This is a genomic window from Acinetobacter sp. YH12043 (genome assembly GCF_013419915.1).
Taxonomy (GTDB): Bacteria; Pseudomonadota; Gammaproteobacteria; order Pseudomonadales; family Moraxellaceae; genus Acinetobacter.
On the sequence record NZ_VOZD01000009.1, the window covers coordinates 1 to 15,087 of the forward strand.

Consider the following 15,087-nt stretch of genomic DNA (forward strand, 5'->3'; position numbering starts at 1 on the left):
TGACAGTGCCATCGAGTTCTCCCACCGCCAAGGCCATCAATTACACTCTGAAGCGTTGGCCAGCTTTAAGCCGCTATCTGGATGATGGCAATCTACCTATTTGCAATAATTGGGTCGAGAATCAGATACGTCCCTGGGCGTTGGGGCGCAAGAACTGGCTGTTTGCAGGTTCGCTGCGCAGTGGTCAGCGAGCGGCAAACATCATGACGTTAATCCAGTCAGCAAAGCTGAATGGCTTGGATCCGTATGCCTATTTAAGTGATGTGCTGAAAAGGCTGCCGACACATAAAGTGACCCAGATTGAAGAGTTACTGCCACACTGCTGGAAACCTAAATCGAATTAAAATTGGTATGGGATTCAGCGGACGCTTACATTTAAGGTTCATTCCATACTTAACAAGTAAATGTGGAATTTAATGGTTTTTTTAAAAAATACATATTTAATAATAATTTATGTTCTTCATTCCATATTTTTGGTGTAGTGTGTTTGCCTTCAACCAGATTCTTTAATTCATTTGGCGACATGGTCTTTTGACCAAGAGTTTGTGCTGCCGTAGCAATCGAATCAGCCGTTGGTTTCACACGTACATAGAATTCAGCCATGACATCGACACGCATGCGATCACGGGTAATCAGCGCCTGATCATCGGCACGACGGACTTCCAGACGCAAGGTATTCATATTGACTGGAATGATTTCATGTAGCACCGGTAGCACCAAAGCCCCGCCGCCTAAAATCACTTTTTCACCACCCCAACCGGTACGTACAAAGGAAATCTCTTTACTGGAACGACGGTATAAACGCGCAATGATTAATCCGAAGGTGACTAGGCCAACGAATATAATCCCCGCAATAATCAAAACATTATATAAATCAAAATTTAGCATTGTTATAAAGTCTCTTTGGGCAAGCTTGATTTTTATAGGAAATTGGTTTAATTAAAGTTCAATAGCCTGAAAGCCATTTTTAGTTTTTTGAGTCAAAACCACTGTCTGACCTTGATTAAATATTTCATTGCGTTCAGGTTCGACCAGCACATAATGGGTCTTACCATGCTGATCCTGAACTTTGGCCTGAGCAGGGGAGTTAGCTTTGGCATCTCCCAGAATAATCGTGGCGGTTCGTCCGATCAGTTCATCGCTATAGATCGCGATGGTTTCATCCTGAGGCAGAATTTTGGCAGCAAGCACGGACAGCCCACGTACAATCGGCATGCATAAAAATAAACAGGCAGGGGAAATAATCCATGCATTTAAAAGCTGACTGGTAAATCGTTCGAACAGGCCTTGGATCAATAAACCGCTCAGACCATAACTGGTCAGGAAAATAATGAGCCAGATAAAGAGAGGCAGGCGACCCAGATAAAGCCAGTCGAATACTTTATTGAACAGGCCGGTCTGCTGATCAATACCTACTTCCGGATGAAGCGGTTCTTCAGGCAGAAATTGTTCGAACATATTCTGGGAACCACCTCCTAGCATCAGCAAGACACATTCCAAGGCAGCAAACATCAGCATCAGGCTTAAACTGATACTAAATACAATGTTGGAAGGATGAATGAACAGTTCCCACATGAGTTTCTGTCTCTAATTATGGTTTTATAGAAATTTTATGACCCTGTTAAAGATAACAGTTATTAATAAAATTGTAAGCAAAAAACAACAAAAATCCCAATCGGGATAGCTTGATAAAATCCAAAATTTAACAATATGTGATGAGCTTTTCTTAGCTGCAAATAAATGTCGACTATTTTATAGGTGGGCGAATCTGAGGTTTTATCTCAAGAATAGAAAAGCAATTGTGTACATTTGCTTTTCTGTCCCTAGGTAGATGTATAAAAGAATTAAAGGATGGCGGTCTGGATACGGACTTTCATTTCTAGGGCTTGTTGCAGGATATAGTTCTTCATCCATTGCACCTGTTCGCCCATTGGATTGGTTTTTACTGCAGTCTCCAGAAATTTAAGTTCAGGCTGATTAAATAGTTGTTCGTCGAGAGCCTGTTCCAATGCCTGAGTATTTGCAGACAAAGGAAGGGCCACCAAGAAAAAGGCTTTAGGATAGTTATAGAAAGCATAAAGCAGATTGAAAGCTTTTTGATCACTTCTCAGATTGCCGGCACCTATTTCGTAACCTGCCTGCTGGTTGCTATAAGTCATACCGAGCAGGTATTCCCATTGACCGTTCAGCTTACGCAGGCCAAACTGCATGCCAATCTGATCCGCGGTCAATTCATGCTGGATATAAATGTTTAAAGGACTGCCATCTTCAGTATAGGGTTCCTGAAGAACCAAAATATGTTGCTGGTGCTGGTAAATAAAACCGGCAAGTTTTGCCTGTTCCAGACGGGATTTTAAAGTATCTAAATCAAATTCGTTATAAGGCATACATAGTTTATAAATTGGAAGAACTAATCCTACTCTAATTTTTTTTCACCACGATGTGAACTGTCCGTTTAGATGATTAATATATCATTTCATTGCTAAAAGTAATCTTCCAGAGTGCTTTGACTAAACAATCAATTGTCTTTATTTAGCTAAGCTATCAGATTCATAAAAACTGATAGTTGATATTAGTGAATTTTTATATGACGTTTTAATATATGAATATCACAAAACAAGCAATCGTTATGAAAAGTTAATCACTATAATGAATATAAATTTTATAAAGTGTAATAAGTACACGTGTAATACGCAGGTTGTCCATGTCATTAAATGAGGAAAGACTTACTCATCTTAAACAGCTTGAAGCTGAGAGTATTCACATCATTCGCGAAGTTGCTGCCGAGTTTGAAAATCCGGTTATGCTTTATTCAATCGGTAAAGATTCAGCAGTTATGCTGCATTTAGCACTGAAAGCGTTTTATCCTGCAAAACTTCCATTCCCGCTACTTCATGTAGATACCGGCTGGAAATTCAAAGACATGATCAAGTTCCGTGATAACATGGCCAAAGAACATGGCTTTGATCTGATCGTGCATCAGAACAAAGAAGGTCGTGATGCGGGCGTAAACCCATTCGACTATGGTAGCTCTAAATATACTGACATTATGAAAACCCAAGGTCTGAAACAGGCACTGGATAAATATCAGTTTGATGCTGCTTTCGGTGGTGCACGTCGTGACGAAGAAAAATCACGTGCCAAAGAACGTGTTTATTCATTCCGTGACTCTAAACACCGTTGGGATCCGAAAAACCAGCGTCCAGAACTTTGGAATCTTTATAACGGTAAAGTGAACAAAGGCGAAAGTATTCGTGTATTTCCATTGTCTAACTGGACTGAGCTAGACATCTGGCAATATATCTACCTTGAAAATATCAAACTTGTTCCATTGTACTTAGCTGCTGAACGTCCAGTCGTTGAGCGTAATGGTACGCTAATCATGGTTGATGATGAGCGTATGCGCCTGAATCCAGGCGAAGTGCCACAAATGAAATCGGTTCGTTTCCGTACTTTAGGTTGTTACCCATTAACAGGTGCGGTTGAATCAACTGCAACAACTTTACCGGAAATTATCCAGGAAATGCTTTTAGCGACCACATCTGAACGTCAAGGCCGTATGATCGACCATGACGAAGCAGGTTCGATGGAAAAGAAAAAGCAGGAAGGTTACTTCTAAGAGAAATCTCCCCCGGCCCCTCTTTTTCAAAGAGGGGAGAAAAAAGTCTCCCTTAACAAAGGGAGATTTAGAGGGATTAAAAGAAACCGATTTCAACGTATTTGTGGAGCTATGAGCGATGTCTCACCAATCAGAACTTATTAGCCAAGATATTTTGGCTTATTTGAAACAGCACGAAAATAAAGACTTATTGCGTTTCCTGACTTGCGGTAACGTGGATGATGGTAAATCAACCCTGATCGGCCGTCTGCTTTATGATTCAAAACTGATTTATGAAGATCAGCTGCAAGCGGTTACCCGTGACTCTAAAAAAGTCGGTACTACTGGTGATGCTCCTGACTTGGCACTGCTTGTCGATGGTCTGCAAGCTGAACGTGAGCAGGGTATTACCATTGACGTAGCTTACCGTTATTTCTCTACTGAAAAACGTAAGTTCATCATTGCCGACACCCCAGGGCACGAACAGTACACTCGTAACATGGCAACTGGTGCGTCTACTGCGGATCTTGCAATTATCCTGATCGATGCGCGTTACGGTGTTCAGACTCAAACACGTCGTCACTCATTTATTGCGAGCCTATTAGGTATTCGTAATATCGTGGTTGCAGTGAACAAAATGGACCTGGTTGAATTCTCTGAAGCACGCTTCAATGGAATTCAGGCTGAATACAACGAGTTCGTGAACCAGTTGGGCGATCGTAAACCTGAAAATATTGTGTTCACGCCAATTTCTGCATTGAACGGTGATAATGTTGTAAACAAATCACCAAATACGCCGTGGTACCAAGGTCAGACCTTAATGGAGACTTTGGAAACTGTAGAAATTACACGTAATACCAGCAAAGACGAATTCCGTTTCCCAGTTCAGTACGTTAACCGTCCTAACCTCGACTTCCGTGGTTTCTGCGGCACCATCGCATTGGGTGAAGTGAAAGTTGGCGATGAAATTATTGCTCTGCCATCTGGCAAGAAATCAACAGTGAAAGAAATTGTCACTTTTGACGGTAATCTGGATCATGCTGTTGCGGGTCAAGCTGTTACTTTAACACTGAACGATGAGATCGATATTTCACGTGGTAACGTGTTGGTGAAAGCTGGCGAACAACCGCTGATTTCACGTTCTGCTCGCGCATCTGTGGTCTGGATGAACGATCAGCCATTAGTGGTTGGCAAACTTTATAACGTGAAGTTTGGTACGCAAACCATTCCTGCGAAAGTTGCGAAAATTAACTACCGTACCAATGTAAATACATTGGAAAAAATGCAGGTTGAGCAGCTTGATCTGAATGCGATTGCTGACGTAACGATTGAATTTGATGCGCCAGTGGTATTCGACCGTTACCAAGATAGCCGTTACACAGGTTCATTCATCTTCATCGACCGTCTAAGCAACGTGACTGTTGGTGCGGGTATGGTTGAAGCTGCAGTGGAATGGACTGCACACAACGAGCCTGTGACTGCCGAAGCACGTGCTGCACGTTTAGGTCAAAAACCTGCTGCGGTCACTGTAACTGCGAAAGCACTGGAAAATGCTCAAGCACTTGAAAGCCTGTTGATTCAGCAAGGTGTAGTTGCAATTGCGAAAGCGGGTCTGACTGATGTACAGGTTGCACTTGTACGTGAAACAGGTGTGGTGGTGATTACTGACCTTGCAGAAGGTACAGATGTAACTTACACAGCCGATGCAGTTGAAGAACTGGCTGAGAAAATTGTGGAATTGGTTCGTCTATAAGACTGGCTGATTTTAAGAAAAACCCGCTGAAAGGCGGGTTTTTCAATGCATTAAAAGAAAATTATGTTGATAGGGTTTTTGAATGAGTCTAAAGTGATAATTTAAATATTAAAGACAAAATATAAGTTTAAAAATTGAGAATAAAATGAAAATGGTTATATTTTTACTAATATTCTGTGTATTGGTATCTTGTGGTAAAACAAAACAGCAAGTATTAGATGAACTCAATAGGGATGTTGAATCGCATTGTTTTGACTTCTCAGACGCTGCTTTTTGGGGGTGGTATGGTGCAGTCGCTTCAATTAAAAAAGGCATAACTGAGCCAAATTTAGATTTGTATGAAACGTTTGGGCGTAGTTTTACATCAAGAAATAAACTTGAGCAGGGCGATTTAACCGCAGAAGAGCAAGTGGAAATTAGAAAAGAAGAAGAAAGCCGGATGAAAGGTTTTAACTATGGATTCAGTGAAGCTATCAATTATATGTTGGAAACAAAAGACACTGATATCACATCTATAATGAGAAAATATAGTAGCTTGAATATGACAGAGGTATATAAGCGAGGATGTATAAATACAAATCTGGAGCACAACAGAAAGAGGGTAGATTTAGAATTTGTTAATTAAGATTTGAATTTCTAGCTGCAGTAAATCAATTTCACCTTTAATTAATTTTGCAGCTGCATCACGTCCATCAGTAATATGTTCTAAATTATCTGCTAGTGTATAAGTGGTTGAAAGTTTTCTATGTAATTCACTTAATTGTCCAAGTGCTTGTTGTACTTCTTTACGCTCTGCTTGTGTCATGCCTGTTAGGAGCATGTCTCTTATTTTCCCCATAAAAACAACTCAAAAAGAAAATATGATTGAATGTTACATGATTTGATAATTATTTTAATGGTGATAAGATATATCTTAATTAAATTTAAGATATATCTTTGTTATGTCAAGTATTCCTGATTCTGTCATTTCAGAAGAACGAGAAAACTCTCCCAAGCCACGTAAACGCCTCTTTGAAGCAGGGCAGATGAAGCTATTGGTACTGCATTTTGTGGCGCAGAACCCTAAATATAGCTATGACATTATCAAAGACGTGGCAGCGCTCGTAGGCGGAAACTATAAGCCGAGTACAGGTACGATTTGCCCAACTATTAATTATCTGGAAGAACAGCAGTTCATCACCTCAAAAATCACGACAGATGAACGTAAACGCTACAGCATTTCCTCTCAAGGCATTGAACATCTCGCAGCTCATAAAGACGCTATTGAGCTGATCCTGAGTCGCTTTGAAACCCGTCGACGTATTCAGACTGATGAGCGTTATAGTGATATCAACCAAGCGATGGAGAGCCTGAAAGCGTCTCTACGTTTAAAACTGCAAACAAACATGAGTGTTGAACAGATCAAAGAAATCGCCGATCAGATCGAACAGGCTGCAGCTAAGATCATCCATTTATAAAAGTGCGATATGAAGCAAACCGTGAAAGCACAAAATCAACTTAAAGAAGAGAAGTAAGTAAGAAGGTCATCTATGAGCAATAATCTCCCAAAATTCCACCCGAAACATCTGAATTGGCTGATGCCACTGATTCTATCTGGCATTATGAGTGGCGCGATTTCCTGCTTTAATATGCTGCTGAATAAAGGTTGGAGCGATGCGTTTATCTCGCTATGGTTACATGCTTGGGGGCTGTCATGGCTGGTGGCATTTCCACTGATTCTGCTTGTATTGCCGCTGGTACGCAAATTTCTGATGCAGTTTGTGCAGATGTCAGATCAATCTGCTAAATAAGAAATTGCTTATTCGAATCAGTCGGAATCGGATGACTTATTCAGAACTTGAGACAAAATAGATTTCATTTCAGTCAGGCTTTTCACACCCGCAATACGATGAATGATCTGCCCATTTTTAAAGATAAGAGTAGTAGGCAGGCCATAGACGTTATAGCGTAAGGTCAGAATCGGTGATTGATCGACATTGATTTTACCGAACTTAATTTCTGGATCATGCCCAGCATATTGTGTTGCCAGTTCCTCAAAAACTGAAAAATTCTGTACGCAGGGCTTGCACCAGTCAGCATAGAAACGGATCACAGCAAAGCCTTCAAACCATTCGAAGTCACTGTAATTATCTTCATTGTAGGGGATGACTGCTGACATGAATTTGCTCTCATCATTTCAAAATTAAGATTTAAACCAGCTCATAGTGAGTTCAGCCTGACCGGTATTCTCATCGATTCCTTGATTGATCATCTTAAAACCCTGCTTTTGGTAAAAATGAACTGCTGATGTATTTGCAGCATAGACATTTAAATGCAGCTGATTACATTGCTGTTTTAAGAAGTCAACTAAACGGCGACCATAGCCAGCACCTTGCTGCTCAGGATCAATGAAAAGTGCAGCTAATACATTTTCTGATTTTAATAATGAAACAAAGCCAAGTACCGTATGATTTTCTTTAAGGACATAGTTTTCTGCTAAGGGTAAATATACATCTCGCATTGGAAGTAGCTGATTTTCCCAATAACTAGCAGGAATAAAATCATGCGCCTTTAAAGAAGCCTGGAACCAGATTTCAAGAATAGCGTCGATATCCTCGGTTTTCGCTTTTGTAATTATTGTCATCAGTGGTCTTATATCAATTTACTAAATAGGCAGCTGATTATACATAAGTCCATGCTGCTTCAATCCATAGCATTTCTATGTTCAAATAAGTTCGAAAAATATGAAACGTGAATATTAGGGAAAGAATCCATGACGCAACAAAGCATGCAACAAGTCATCATTACAGAACCGGGTGGTGTAGAGAAACTCGCTTATGAAACGGTTGCCATCCCTGAACCTAAAGCAGACGAAGTGCTGGTTAAGGTACATGCTTTCGGGATTAACCGTCCGGATATCTTGCAGCGTCAGGGCTTGTATCCAATGCCTAAGGGCGTGACTCCTGTACCGGGTCTGGAAGTTGCCGGTGAAGTTGTTGCAGTCGGGAGTGAAGTAAGCCAGTTTAAAGTAGGTGACAAAGTCTGTGGTCTGACCAATGGCGGTGGTTATGCAGAATATTGCGTCGTGCCTGAAAGCCAGACTTTAAACATTCCTGAAGGTGTGAGTTTTGTACAGGCTGCGGCGATTCCGGAAACCTTTTTCACTGTTTGGGCAAATGTGTTCCAGATGGGTAAGGCTAAGGCAGGAGAGACTGTACTGATTCATGGCGGAACTAGCGGAATCGGAACCACGGCCTTAATGCTGTGCAAATCATTAGGCATCAAAACCTTTGCGACAGTAGGTAGTGATGAAAAAATCCAGGCAATTTCACATCTGACGACAGGAATCAATTACAAGACCCAGGACTTTGAACAGGTTATCAATGAAGCTACAGATAATGCCGGTGTAGATGTGATTCTGGATATGGTGGGTGCGCCGTACCTGGAGAAAAACCTGAATCTGCTGCGTCGCGATGGCCGCCTGGTGTATATCGCATTCTTGGGCGGTGCTAAGGCTAAGGAGGTAAAACTGGGTCAAATCATGATGAAGCGTTTGACCATTACCGGTTCCACCATGCGTGCACGCAATACGGCTGAGAAAGCTGAAATTGCCCAGGGCCTGAAAGAGCATGTGGCACCACTCTGGGCAAAAGGTGAATGTTTACCGATGATCTATAAAACCTTCAAGTTTGACCAGATTCAGGATGCGCATGCAGCGATGGATACAGGTGAACATATCGGTAAGATTGTGGTGGAAATCATCTAATTATTCTTGTGATAGAAATACTAAAAGCCAACTTTTGTTGGCTTTTATTTTGCATAAAAAACGATAAATAATTTAAATTAATTGCTTGAAATAGGAGTATAAATTTTAAAAAACGGTAAAAAGTGTCGATTGTTCGACACAACCTGTCAAAACTGAGGAGTAAATTAGCGCTTAAATATAATCTGACTAAATTGTTTGGTATTTGATGAAATGTCACGTATTAAAAGGAAGTATATTATGAAGATAGTGTCGGCCCCTTATACGCATGAACATGGCTTTCGTGCATTGAAGCGTTTGCATAAAGCGATTATCCGTAATCAGTTACTTCGTTCCGATTTACACAAGCTGTATCAAGCCATGTTGCATCTGGAACGCTATATGGAACGGCTGAGCCACTCAGCACCAAAACCTCACTACAAACGTCGTAAAAAATCTTAAAAAATATCTTGCCTATTAGCCTTAAGTTGAAGTGAATAACTCTAATCTTGTTTTTATTTGGCTGTATAATTTTCCCATAATTTAAAAATTCTAAGCAAATGATTCATTGTGCTGCACAAGCGGCACGAAGAGGGTATTTATGAAGGGCAATGCGTCAACGCATGAGCGCCTCGCAGACCGTTTGGCAAATATTTTAACCAAACTTAATATAGGGCATCAGTTAAGTGTACAGGAGCTGGCACGAGAATTTCAGGTCAGCACCCGTACCATTGAGCGTGATTTTGTTCGTCTGAATGCGTATTTACCGCTCATACAGGATGAAAATACCAAACGCTATTATCTTGAACCTTCATATTTAGGGCGTTTCAAGTTACAGGATATCCAGAATTTTGCACAGTTGTCTGGAATCAGTGACTTGTATCCGGCACTGGATATGTCTTTTATTCGTGAATTGCTGGATGAGCGGGCAAATCAGGTATTTTCGGCAAAAGGTTATTATTTTGAAGATGCCAAACAGTTTGCCGAGCATTTCAAGCTGCTTGCAGGGGCGATCTATAAACGGCAGCAGATTGAGCTGCAATATTCCGAACAAACACGGATCATCCAGCCATACCGGTTGATTCATCATCATGGCATCTGGTATCTGGCCGGTGTCACTGAAGCTGAGCTCAAAACCTATCGTTTAAGTCAGTTGCAGGAAGTCAAACTGGTTTTTGAAAATGAAAGCTTTGAGCATGATCCTGAAGTTTTGAAAATGCTGGCAGATGAAGACAGCATCTGGTTTGGCCAGCAAAAACAGCAGGTTTTGATGAAGGTGCAACCTGAAGTCACGGTGTTTTTTAAAGAGCGCCATTTATTTCCGGAACAGCAGATCGAACAGGAATCAGAGTCTGGAGAATTGTTAATTAGTTGTCAGATTCGTCATGAAATGCAGTTATTGCCACTGGTACGTTACTGGCTACCGTATGTAAAGATCATTGAGCCGATTCATTTTCAGGAAAAACTGGAACAGGATCTGGAAGGTTATTTACGCTCTGCTGGATAATATTTTGAAAGCAGAGCAGGTTGGCGAATGCTTATAGAATTCTATTGAGAATTAGATTTAGCAAATTACAGGCATAAAAAAACCAGCTTTCGCTGGGTTCTTTATTTGCACCATCTTCAGTAGTAGAAGAATGGTGCCCGAGGCCAGACTCGAACTGGCACGCTTTGTGGGCGGGGGATTTTAAATCCCCTGTGTCTACCGATTTCACCACTCGGGCTTTAACAAGATTGGAGGCGGAGGTCGGAATCGAACCGGCGTCCACGGAGTTGCAGTCCGCTGCATGACCACTCTGCCACCCCGCCGCGTCTTGTTGATGCGTATATTATCAAGCTCTGAAAAAAAAACAATAGGATATTCATTTGTATGCGCATAAAAACAGCATATGGCGGAAAATATTCAGAATTATCATGTAGAATGTGCAAAATTGATTCATATCAACACTTGGGAGAAGTGCCGTGGCATTAGTTCTAGACGGTCGTGCATTAGCGAAGCAAATTGAAGCTGACTTGTTAACTCGCGTAGAAGCGCTGAAAGCAAAGTCAGGTCGTACTCCAATTCTTGCGACTATTTTGGTGGGTGACGATGGCGCATCTGCAACTTATGTACGTATGAAAGGTAATGCTTGCCGCCGTGTTGGTATGGATTCATTAAAAGTTGAGCTTCCAAAAGAAACGACTACTGAAGAATTGCTGGCTGAAATTGAAAAATTGAATGCAAATCCGGATGTTCACGGTATTCTGTTACAACATCCGGTTCCTGCACAAATTGATGAACGTGCTTGTTTCGATGCAATCTCGCTTGAAAAAGATGTAGATGGTGTGACTTGCCTGGGTTATGGTCGTATGGCGATGGGTGAAGCAGCTTATGGTTCTGCTACTCCTGCAGGTATCATGACCATCCTGAAAGAAAACAATATTGAAATCGCAGGTAAACATGCGGTAGTGGTTGGTCGTTCTGCGATTCTAGGTAAACCAATGGCAGCAATGTTGCTTGAAGCGAATGCTACAGTGACCATTTGCCATTCACGTACTCAAAACTTGCCTGAATTTGTAAAACAGGCTGACATCGTTGTAGGTGCTGTGGGTAAAGCTGAACTGATCCAGAAAGACTGGATTAAACCAGGTGCAGTGGTTGTTGATGCTGGCTTCCACCCACGTGATGGCGGTGGTGTGGGTGATATTCAATTAGTCGGTATCGAAGAAATCGCTTCTGCTTATACCCCAGTTCCGGGTGGTGTAGGTCCTATGACAATCACTACGCTGATTCGTCAAACTGTAGAAGCTGCTGAGAAGGCTTTGGGTTAATTGAAATTTTAATTAGTTACGGCGGAGTTGTATCGTTGTGACTATAGATGTAAGAAGCTCATTCGTTACTTTTGTTTCGGCAAAAGTAACCAAAACCATTTGTCATTCGCAGAACTCGTCATATTTCTTTTGCGTGGTTGATGTGTCGCAAAAACAGGACGAATTAGATTTCAGTCTGCCTCGAACAGCTGCGAATGACGTGGTCATGTATCCGATTAATGTATAAATTCCAATAAAGATATTTTCGCATCAAGGCTTTCTTCATGAGCTGTACTTTCCAATTTCCTAAAGCCCCTGAGCATTTACTTCAAGCCTTACACCAAGTTATTCCTAATTGTGAACTGATGGCACAGCAGCTACCAGAAACACCGATTTCACTCTGGCTGATTCCACCAGTCTTTCCGACAGACAAACTAGATGATGAAGTGATTCGTCGTATCTGGAATGATACGCCGTACTGGATCTTCTGCTGGGCATCAGGATTGGCCATGGCACAGTGGTTGCTGGCTGAACCGCATCATGTCAAAGACAAAGTGGTACTAGATTTTGGTGCAGGATCAGGTGTTGTTGCTATTGCAGCGAAAATGGCAGGAGCCAAACGTGTGATCTGTTGTGATATCGATCAGGTCAGTCTGAATGCCTGTCGTGCCAATGCTGAGTTAAATGATGTTGAGCTGGAATATCTGGATGATCTCTATAAAGCAGAACAGGTGGATATACTGCTAGCGGCAGATGTGCTTTATGATCAGTGTAACCGTTTCTTCCTGGATGAATTCCTGAAATTTGCACCAGAAGTCTGGGTCGCAGATAGTCGGGTGAAAAATTTTAGTCATCCGCAATATCTCAAACTGGATGAACGTAGTGCGACTACCTGGCCAGATCTGGATGAATCACCAGAATTCCGTAATGTCAGCTTCTATCGAACTAAATAACATCCAAGAATTGAAAAAGAAAAAAAGGGCATCAAGCCCTTTTTTATGCTCTGTTTTATGAGCAAGTATAACGAATCACACGTACAGTGGTAGGGCGAGCTTCTAATGCCTCTCGGGCACCCGGATTTTCACTGTTATATAAATCAGGTGTATTACTCAAGCTGATCTGGGTGCGGCTATCCCCGAGTTGACGGCCATACTGAGCCTGTTCAGGAGTTGGGTTAACTATTTCCTGACTGTTGATAATCTGGATATTATAGTTTTTAGAAGTTCCAAGAACTTGTCTGCAAGCAGCCTGTAACCTGTTTTCATCCTGACTTGGTCGTCCTGCTAATGTATAGCTTAAGGTTGCAGAATTTTCTGAACGTTCCAGAATTTCATATCCGGTCTGACCGTTGAATTGTTGAGGTGCCGTCTGACATGCTGTCAGGCCTAAAGTGCCGATAGTTAAGCCGAGTAAAAAAACTGTTTTTTTCATCATGATGATTTCCCGTATTTTTATCAGACAAGTATGCCATAGCAACGAAATAGCGGAATGGCAGTAAACATAAAATTCCAATAAAAAAGCTTTCCGAATGTTTCCATCCGGAAAGCTCCTAAAGCAATACAGTTACTTAGTCATCAGTAATCATGCTGTGCTTTTTAGTGTCTTTCATAAAGACATAAGTCAGCAGTGACAGGCCAATCATAAAAGTAATGTAATAGAAGAAGTAGTTTTCATGGCCGGCATTTTTAAAGCTTAAAGCCACCAGTTCTGCTGTACCGCCAAATAGTGTATTGGCAATCGCATAAGGCAAAGCTACGCCTAAGGCACGGATATGGGCAGGGAATAGCTCAGCTTTCACTACGGCATTAATCGCTGTGTAACCAGTCACAATCACCATACCACTCATACACAGCATGAATGCTGTAGTTGGGTTGGTAGTTGAGCCTAAGCCATTAAAGATAGGAATGGTAAATAGTACACCAAGCACACCAAAAGCAATCATGATTGGCTTACGGCCGATCTTGTCAGAAAGTGCACCAATCACAGGTTGCAAGAGCATGAATACAAAGATCGCAAGAGTCGTGATTTCAGTCGCTGTGGTTTTTTCAAATCCTGAGGTGTTCACCAGATATTTCTGCAAATAAGTAGTGAAAGTATTGAAAGCTAAAGTACCACCTGCAGTTAGCATGATCACGGTAAATGCCTGTTTAGGATATTTAGTGAATAAAGCTAAGGCACCGGATTTAGGGCCACCTTTTTTCGCCTGTTCAACAGCCTGTTTTGAAGATTGTGTTTCTACCAGACCGCGACGGATCCAGAACACCACAATCGCTAAGAATGCACCAATCAGGAAGGGAATACGCCAGCCCCATTCAGTGAGTTGTGCTTCAGTCAAAGTGCGTTGTAGGAAGATCAAGACACAGAGTGCCAATAGTTGACCTGAGATCAGGGTCACATACTGGAAGCTTGAGTAGAAACCACGATGATTTTTACCTGCCATTTCAGTCAAGTAAGTGGCACTTGAACCGTATTCACCACCTACACTCAAACCTTGTAATAAACGAGCAAATAACAGCAGCGCAGGGGCGAGCATGCCCACTGAATCATAGGTGGGTGCACAGGCAATAATCAAGGAACCTACACACATTAGAGAAACGGATAGGGTCAAACCTGCTTTACGACCTTTGCGGTCAGCGTAAATTCCCATAATCCATGCGCCAATCGGACGCATCAAGAAACCAAGTGCGAATACAGCAGCAGCCTGAAGAAGTTTGACGGTATTGTCGCCATCAGGGAAGAACTGTGAAGCGAAATATAAGGTAAAGGCTGCATAAACATACCAGTCGTACCATTCGACCAGGTTACCTGCAGAACCACCGAGAATAGATTTAACCCGTGTTTTACGATCAAGCTGCGGTGTAGCAGCTTCAGGAAGTGGCTGATTCACAACATTGCTCCAAAGGAATGCTGTAAAACACATCTTTTTTAAATTTTCATTGCTATAAAATCTAAAAAGTTATGTTTTAGTGAGAGAGAAAGTGAGGAGATTTCATATACTTATACGCCTCCAAGTTTTCTCTTTTTATAGGACTTTAGTCTTAATAAATAATGTAGTTTTTAAATATTTTTATAAAACATAAATTTACCATTTGTTTAGAGTAATTGCTTGATTTTTATATTGTATTAACTGGTTAAATGCTGTTCTTTAAGGAGATTAATGAACAGTAAATGTGGTTTTTATTTAGATGTAAAACAGATTAAACGATTGGCTTTAACCTTATCTTA

At 41.4% G+C, this 15,087-nt stretch carries 18 protein-coding genes, 2 tRNA genes and 1 pseudogene; 11 read left to right on the top strand and 10 right to left on the bottom strand.

Going from position 1 to position 15,087, the window contains the following annotated elements:
* Positions 1–344: transposase (locus FTU01_RS05760; RefSeq protein WP_180138497.1), on the top strand; the 344-nt coding region annotated here is incomplete at its 5' end.
* A gap of 142 nt (positions 345–486) precedes the next feature.
* Here FTU01_RS05760 and FTU01_RS05765 read toward each other — a convergent pair.
* The 3 genes and pseudogenes from FTU01_RS05765 to FTU01_RS05775 all read right to left on the bottom strand — a co-directional run.
* Positions 487–888: pseudogene (locus tag FTU01_RS05765) on the bottom strand (SPFH domain-containing protein); the annotation flags it as partial.
* A 51-nt stretch (positions 889–939) separates the two neighbouring features.
* Positions 940–1,575 carry a YqiJ family protein gene (locus FTU01_RS05770; RefSeq protein WP_004782965.1) on the bottom strand — a complete coding sequence of 212 codons (636 nt, stop codon included), beginning with the start codon at positions 1,573–1,575 and terminating at the stop codon, positions 940–942.
* A gap of 269 nt (positions 1,576–1,844) precedes the next feature.
* Positions 1,845–2,387 (bottom strand): hypothetical protein, encoded by a 543-nt coding sequence (locus FTU01_RS05775; protein ID WP_034704963.1) that lies wholly within the window; start codon positions 2,385–2,387, stop codon positions 1,845–1,847.
* Between the two features lie 317 nt (positions 2,388–2,704).
* Between FTU01_RS05775 and cysD the strand changes: the two genes are divergently transcribed.
* The 3 genes from cysD (at position 2,705) to FTU01_RS05790 (ending at position 5,976) form a co-directional block, all read left to right on the top strand.
* The gene (gene cysD / locus FTU01_RS05780; RefSeq protein WP_034170514.1) at positions 2,705–3,619 is read left to right on the top strand and encodes a sulfate adenylyltransferase subunit CysD; all 915 of its coding nucleotides are present in this window, start codon (positions 2,705–2,707) and stop codon (positions 3,617–3,619) included.
* 118 nt (positions 3,620–3,737) lie between these two features.
* Positions 3,738–5,351: a sulfate adenylyltransferase subunit CysN gene (gene cysN, locus FTU01_RS05785; RefSeq protein ID WP_166136982.1), complete on the top strand. Its 1,614-nt coding sequence runs from the start codon at positions 3,738–3,740 to the stop codon at positions 5,349–5,351.
* 145 nt (positions 5,352–5,496) lie between these two features.
* On the top strand, positions 5,497–5,976 hold the full coding sequence (locus FTU01_RS05790) for a hypothetical protein (RefSeq protein ID WP_166136979.1): 480 nt from the start codon (positions 5,497–5,499) through the stop codon (positions 5,974–5,976).
* On the opposite strand, the gene FTU01_RS05795 is transcribed toward FTU01_RS05790, so the two are convergent.
* Complete coding sequence (locus FTU01_RS05795; protein ID WP_166136976.1) at positions 5,959–6,171, bottom strand: hypothetical protein; 213 nt, start codon at positions 6,169–6,171, stop codon at positions 5,959–5,961. The two genes, FTU01_RS05790 and FTU01_RS05795, sit on opposite strands and share 18 nt — an antisense overlap.
* 121 nt (positions 6,172–6,292) lie before the next feature.
* Between FTU01_RS05795 and FTU01_RS05800 the strand changes: the two genes are divergently transcribed.
* Together FTU01_RS05800 and FTU01_RS05805 are read left to right on the top strand one after the other, a co-directional pair.
* Positions 6,293–6,808 carry a PadR family transcriptional regulator gene (locus FTU01_RS05800; protein ID WP_166136973.1) on the top strand — a complete coding sequence of 172 codons (516 nt, stop codon included), beginning with the start codon at positions 6,293–6,295 and terminating at the stop codon, positions 6,806–6,808.
* Between the two features lie 72 nt (positions 6,809–6,880).
* Positions 6,881–7,141, top strand: a complete 261-nt coding sequence (locus FTU01_RS05805) for a DUF2798 domain-containing protein (protein WP_166136970.1) — start codon at positions 6,881–6,883, stop codon at positions 7,139–7,141.
* Positions 7,142–7,158: 17 nt separating this feature from the next.
* On the opposite strand, the gene FTU01_RS05810 is transcribed toward FTU01_RS05805, so the two are convergent.
* Together FTU01_RS05810 and FTU01_RS05815 are read right to left on the bottom strand one after the other, a co-directional pair.
* A complete protein-coding gene (locus FTU01_RS05810; protein WP_180048191.1) occupies positions 7,159–7,509 on the bottom strand; it encodes a co-chaperone YbbN in 351 nt (116 codons plus the stop codon).
* 24 nt (positions 7,510–7,533) lie between these two features.
* Positions 7,534–7,974, bottom strand: coding sequence for an N-acetyltransferase (locus tag FTU01_RS05815; protein ID WP_179992103.1), 441 nt, complete (start codon positions 7,972–7,974; stop codon positions 7,534–7,536).
* Positions 7,975–8,103: 129 nt separating this feature from the next.
* Here FTU01_RS05815 and FTU01_RS05820 point away from each other — a divergent pair, with 129 nt between their 5' ends.
* From FTU01_RS05820 to FTU01_RS05830, 3 genes are all read left to right on the top strand, one after another.
* A complete protein-coding gene (locus FTU01_RS05820; protein WP_180069403.1) occupies positions 8,104–9,096 on the top strand; it encodes an NAD(P)H-quinone oxidoreductase in 993 nt (330 codons plus the stop codon).
* A gap of 237 nt (positions 9,097–9,333) precedes the next feature.
* A complete protein-coding gene (locus FTU01_RS05825) occupies positions 9,334–9,534 on the top strand; it encodes a hypothetical protein (protein WP_159123322.1) in 201 nt (66 codons plus the stop codon).
* 139 nt (positions 9,535–9,673) lie between these two features.
* The gene (locus tag FTU01_RS05830; RefSeq protein ID WP_180138498.1) at positions 9,674–10,579 is read left to right on the top strand and encodes a YafY family protein; all 906 of its coding nucleotides are present in this window, start codon (positions 9,674–9,676) and stop codon (positions 10,577–10,579) included.
* A 131-nt stretch (positions 10,580–10,710) separates the two neighbouring features.
* Here the strand turns inward: FTU01_RS05830 and FTU01_RS05835 are convergent.
* Positions 10,711–10,796, bottom strand: a tRNA-Leu gene (locus FTU01_RS05835).
* Positions 10,797–10,807: 11 nt separating this feature from the next.
* Positions 10,808–10,881: transfer RNA gene (locus FTU01_RS05840), tRNA-Cys, on the bottom strand.
* A 153-nt stretch (positions 10,882–11,034) separates the two neighbouring features.
* Here FTU01_RS05840 and folD point away from each other — a divergent pair.
* Together folD and FTU01_RS05850 are read left to right on the top strand one after the other, a co-directional pair.
* Positions 11,035–11,883, top strand: coding sequence for a bifunctional methylenetetrahydrofolate dehydrogenase/methenyltetrahydrofolate cyclohydrolase FolD (gene folD / locus FTU01_RS05845; RefSeq protein ID WP_180033413.1), 849 nt, complete (start codon positions 11,035–11,037; stop codon positions 11,881–11,883).
* A 263-nt stretch (positions 11,884–12,146) separates the two neighbouring features.
* On the top strand, positions 12,147–12,815 hold the full coding sequence (locus FTU01_RS05850) for a methyltransferase (RefSeq protein WP_034704932.1): 669 nt from the start codon (positions 12,147–12,149) through the stop codon (positions 12,813–12,815).
* A gap of 55 nt (positions 12,816–12,870) precedes the next feature.
* Here the strand turns inward: FTU01_RS05850 and FTU01_RS05855 are convergent, their stop codons facing one another.
* Positions 12,871–13,293, bottom strand: coding sequence for a hypothetical protein (locus tag FTU01_RS05855; protein ID WP_200230802.1), 423 nt, complete (start codon positions 13,291–13,293; stop codon positions 12,871–12,873).
* Between the two features lie 136 nt (positions 13,294–13,429).
* On the bottom strand, positions 13,430–14,782 hold the full coding sequence (locus FTU01_RS05860) for an MFS transporter (RefSeq protein WP_171523054.1): 1,353 nt from the start codon (positions 14,780–14,782) through the stop codon (positions 13,430–13,432).
* Between the last annotated feature and the right edge of the window lie 305 nt (positions 14,783–15,087).

Coding starts and splice junctions, on each gene's coding strand:
- FTU01_RS05770 (WP_004782965.1), bottom strand. CDS start 1,575: ATGTGGGAACTGTTCATTCATCCTTCCAACATTGTATTTAGTATCAGT.
- FTU01_RS05775 (WP_034704963.1), bottom strand. CDS start 2,387: ATGCCTTATAACGAATTTGATTTAGATACTTTAAAATCCCGTCTGGAA.
- cysD (WP_034170514.1), top strand. CDS start 2,705: ATGTCATTAAATGAGGAAAGACTTACTCATCTTAAACAGCTTGAAGCT.
- cysN (WP_166136982.1), top strand. CDS start 3,738: ATGTCTCACCAATCAGAACTTATTAGCCAAGATATTTTGGCTTATTTG.
- FTU01_RS05790 (WP_166136979.1), top strand. CDS start 5,497: ATGAAAATGGTTATATTTTTACTAATATTCTGTGTATTGGTATCTTGT.
- FTU01_RS05795 (WP_166136976.1), bottom strand. CDS start 6,171: ATGCTCCTAACAGGCATGACACAAGCAGAGCGTAAAGAAGTACAACAA.
- FTU01_RS05800 (WP_166136973.1), top strand. CDS start 6,293: ATGTCAAGTATTCCTGATTCTGTCATTTCAGAAGAACGAGAAAACTCT.
- FTU01_RS05805 (WP_166136970.1), top strand. CDS start 6,881: ATGAGCAATAATCTCCCAAAATTCCACCCGAAACATCTGAATTGGCTG.
- FTU01_RS05810 (WP_180048191.1), bottom strand. CDS start 7,509: ATGTCAGCAGTCATCCCCTACAATGAAGATAATTACAGTGACTTCGAA.
- FTU01_RS05815 (WP_179992103.1), bottom strand. CDS start 7,974: ATGACAATAATTACAAAAGCGAAAACCGAGGATATCGACGCTATTCTT.
- FTU01_RS05820 (WP_180069403.1), top strand. CDS start 8,104: ATGACGCAACAAAGCATGCAACAAGTCATCATTACAGAACCGGGTGGT.
- FTU01_RS05825 (WP_159123322.1), top strand. CDS start 9,334: ATGAAGATAGTGTCGGCCCCTTATACGCATGAACATGGCTTTCGTGCA.
- FTU01_RS05830 (WP_180138498.1), top strand. CDS start 9,674: ATGAAGGGCAATGCGTCAACGCATGAGCGCCTCGCAGACCGTTTGGCA.
- FTU01_RS05850 (WP_034704932.1), top strand. CDS start 12,147: ATGAGCTGTACTTTCCAATTTCCTAAAGCCCCTGAGCATTTACTTCAA.
- FTU01_RS05855 (WP_200230802.1), bottom strand. CDS start 13,293: ATGAAAAAAACAGTTTTTTTACTCGGCTTAACTATCGGCACTTTAGGC.
- FTU01_RS05860 (WP_171523054.1), bottom strand. CDS start 14,782: ATGTGTTTTACAGCATTCCTTTGGAGCAATGTTGTGAATCAGCCACTT.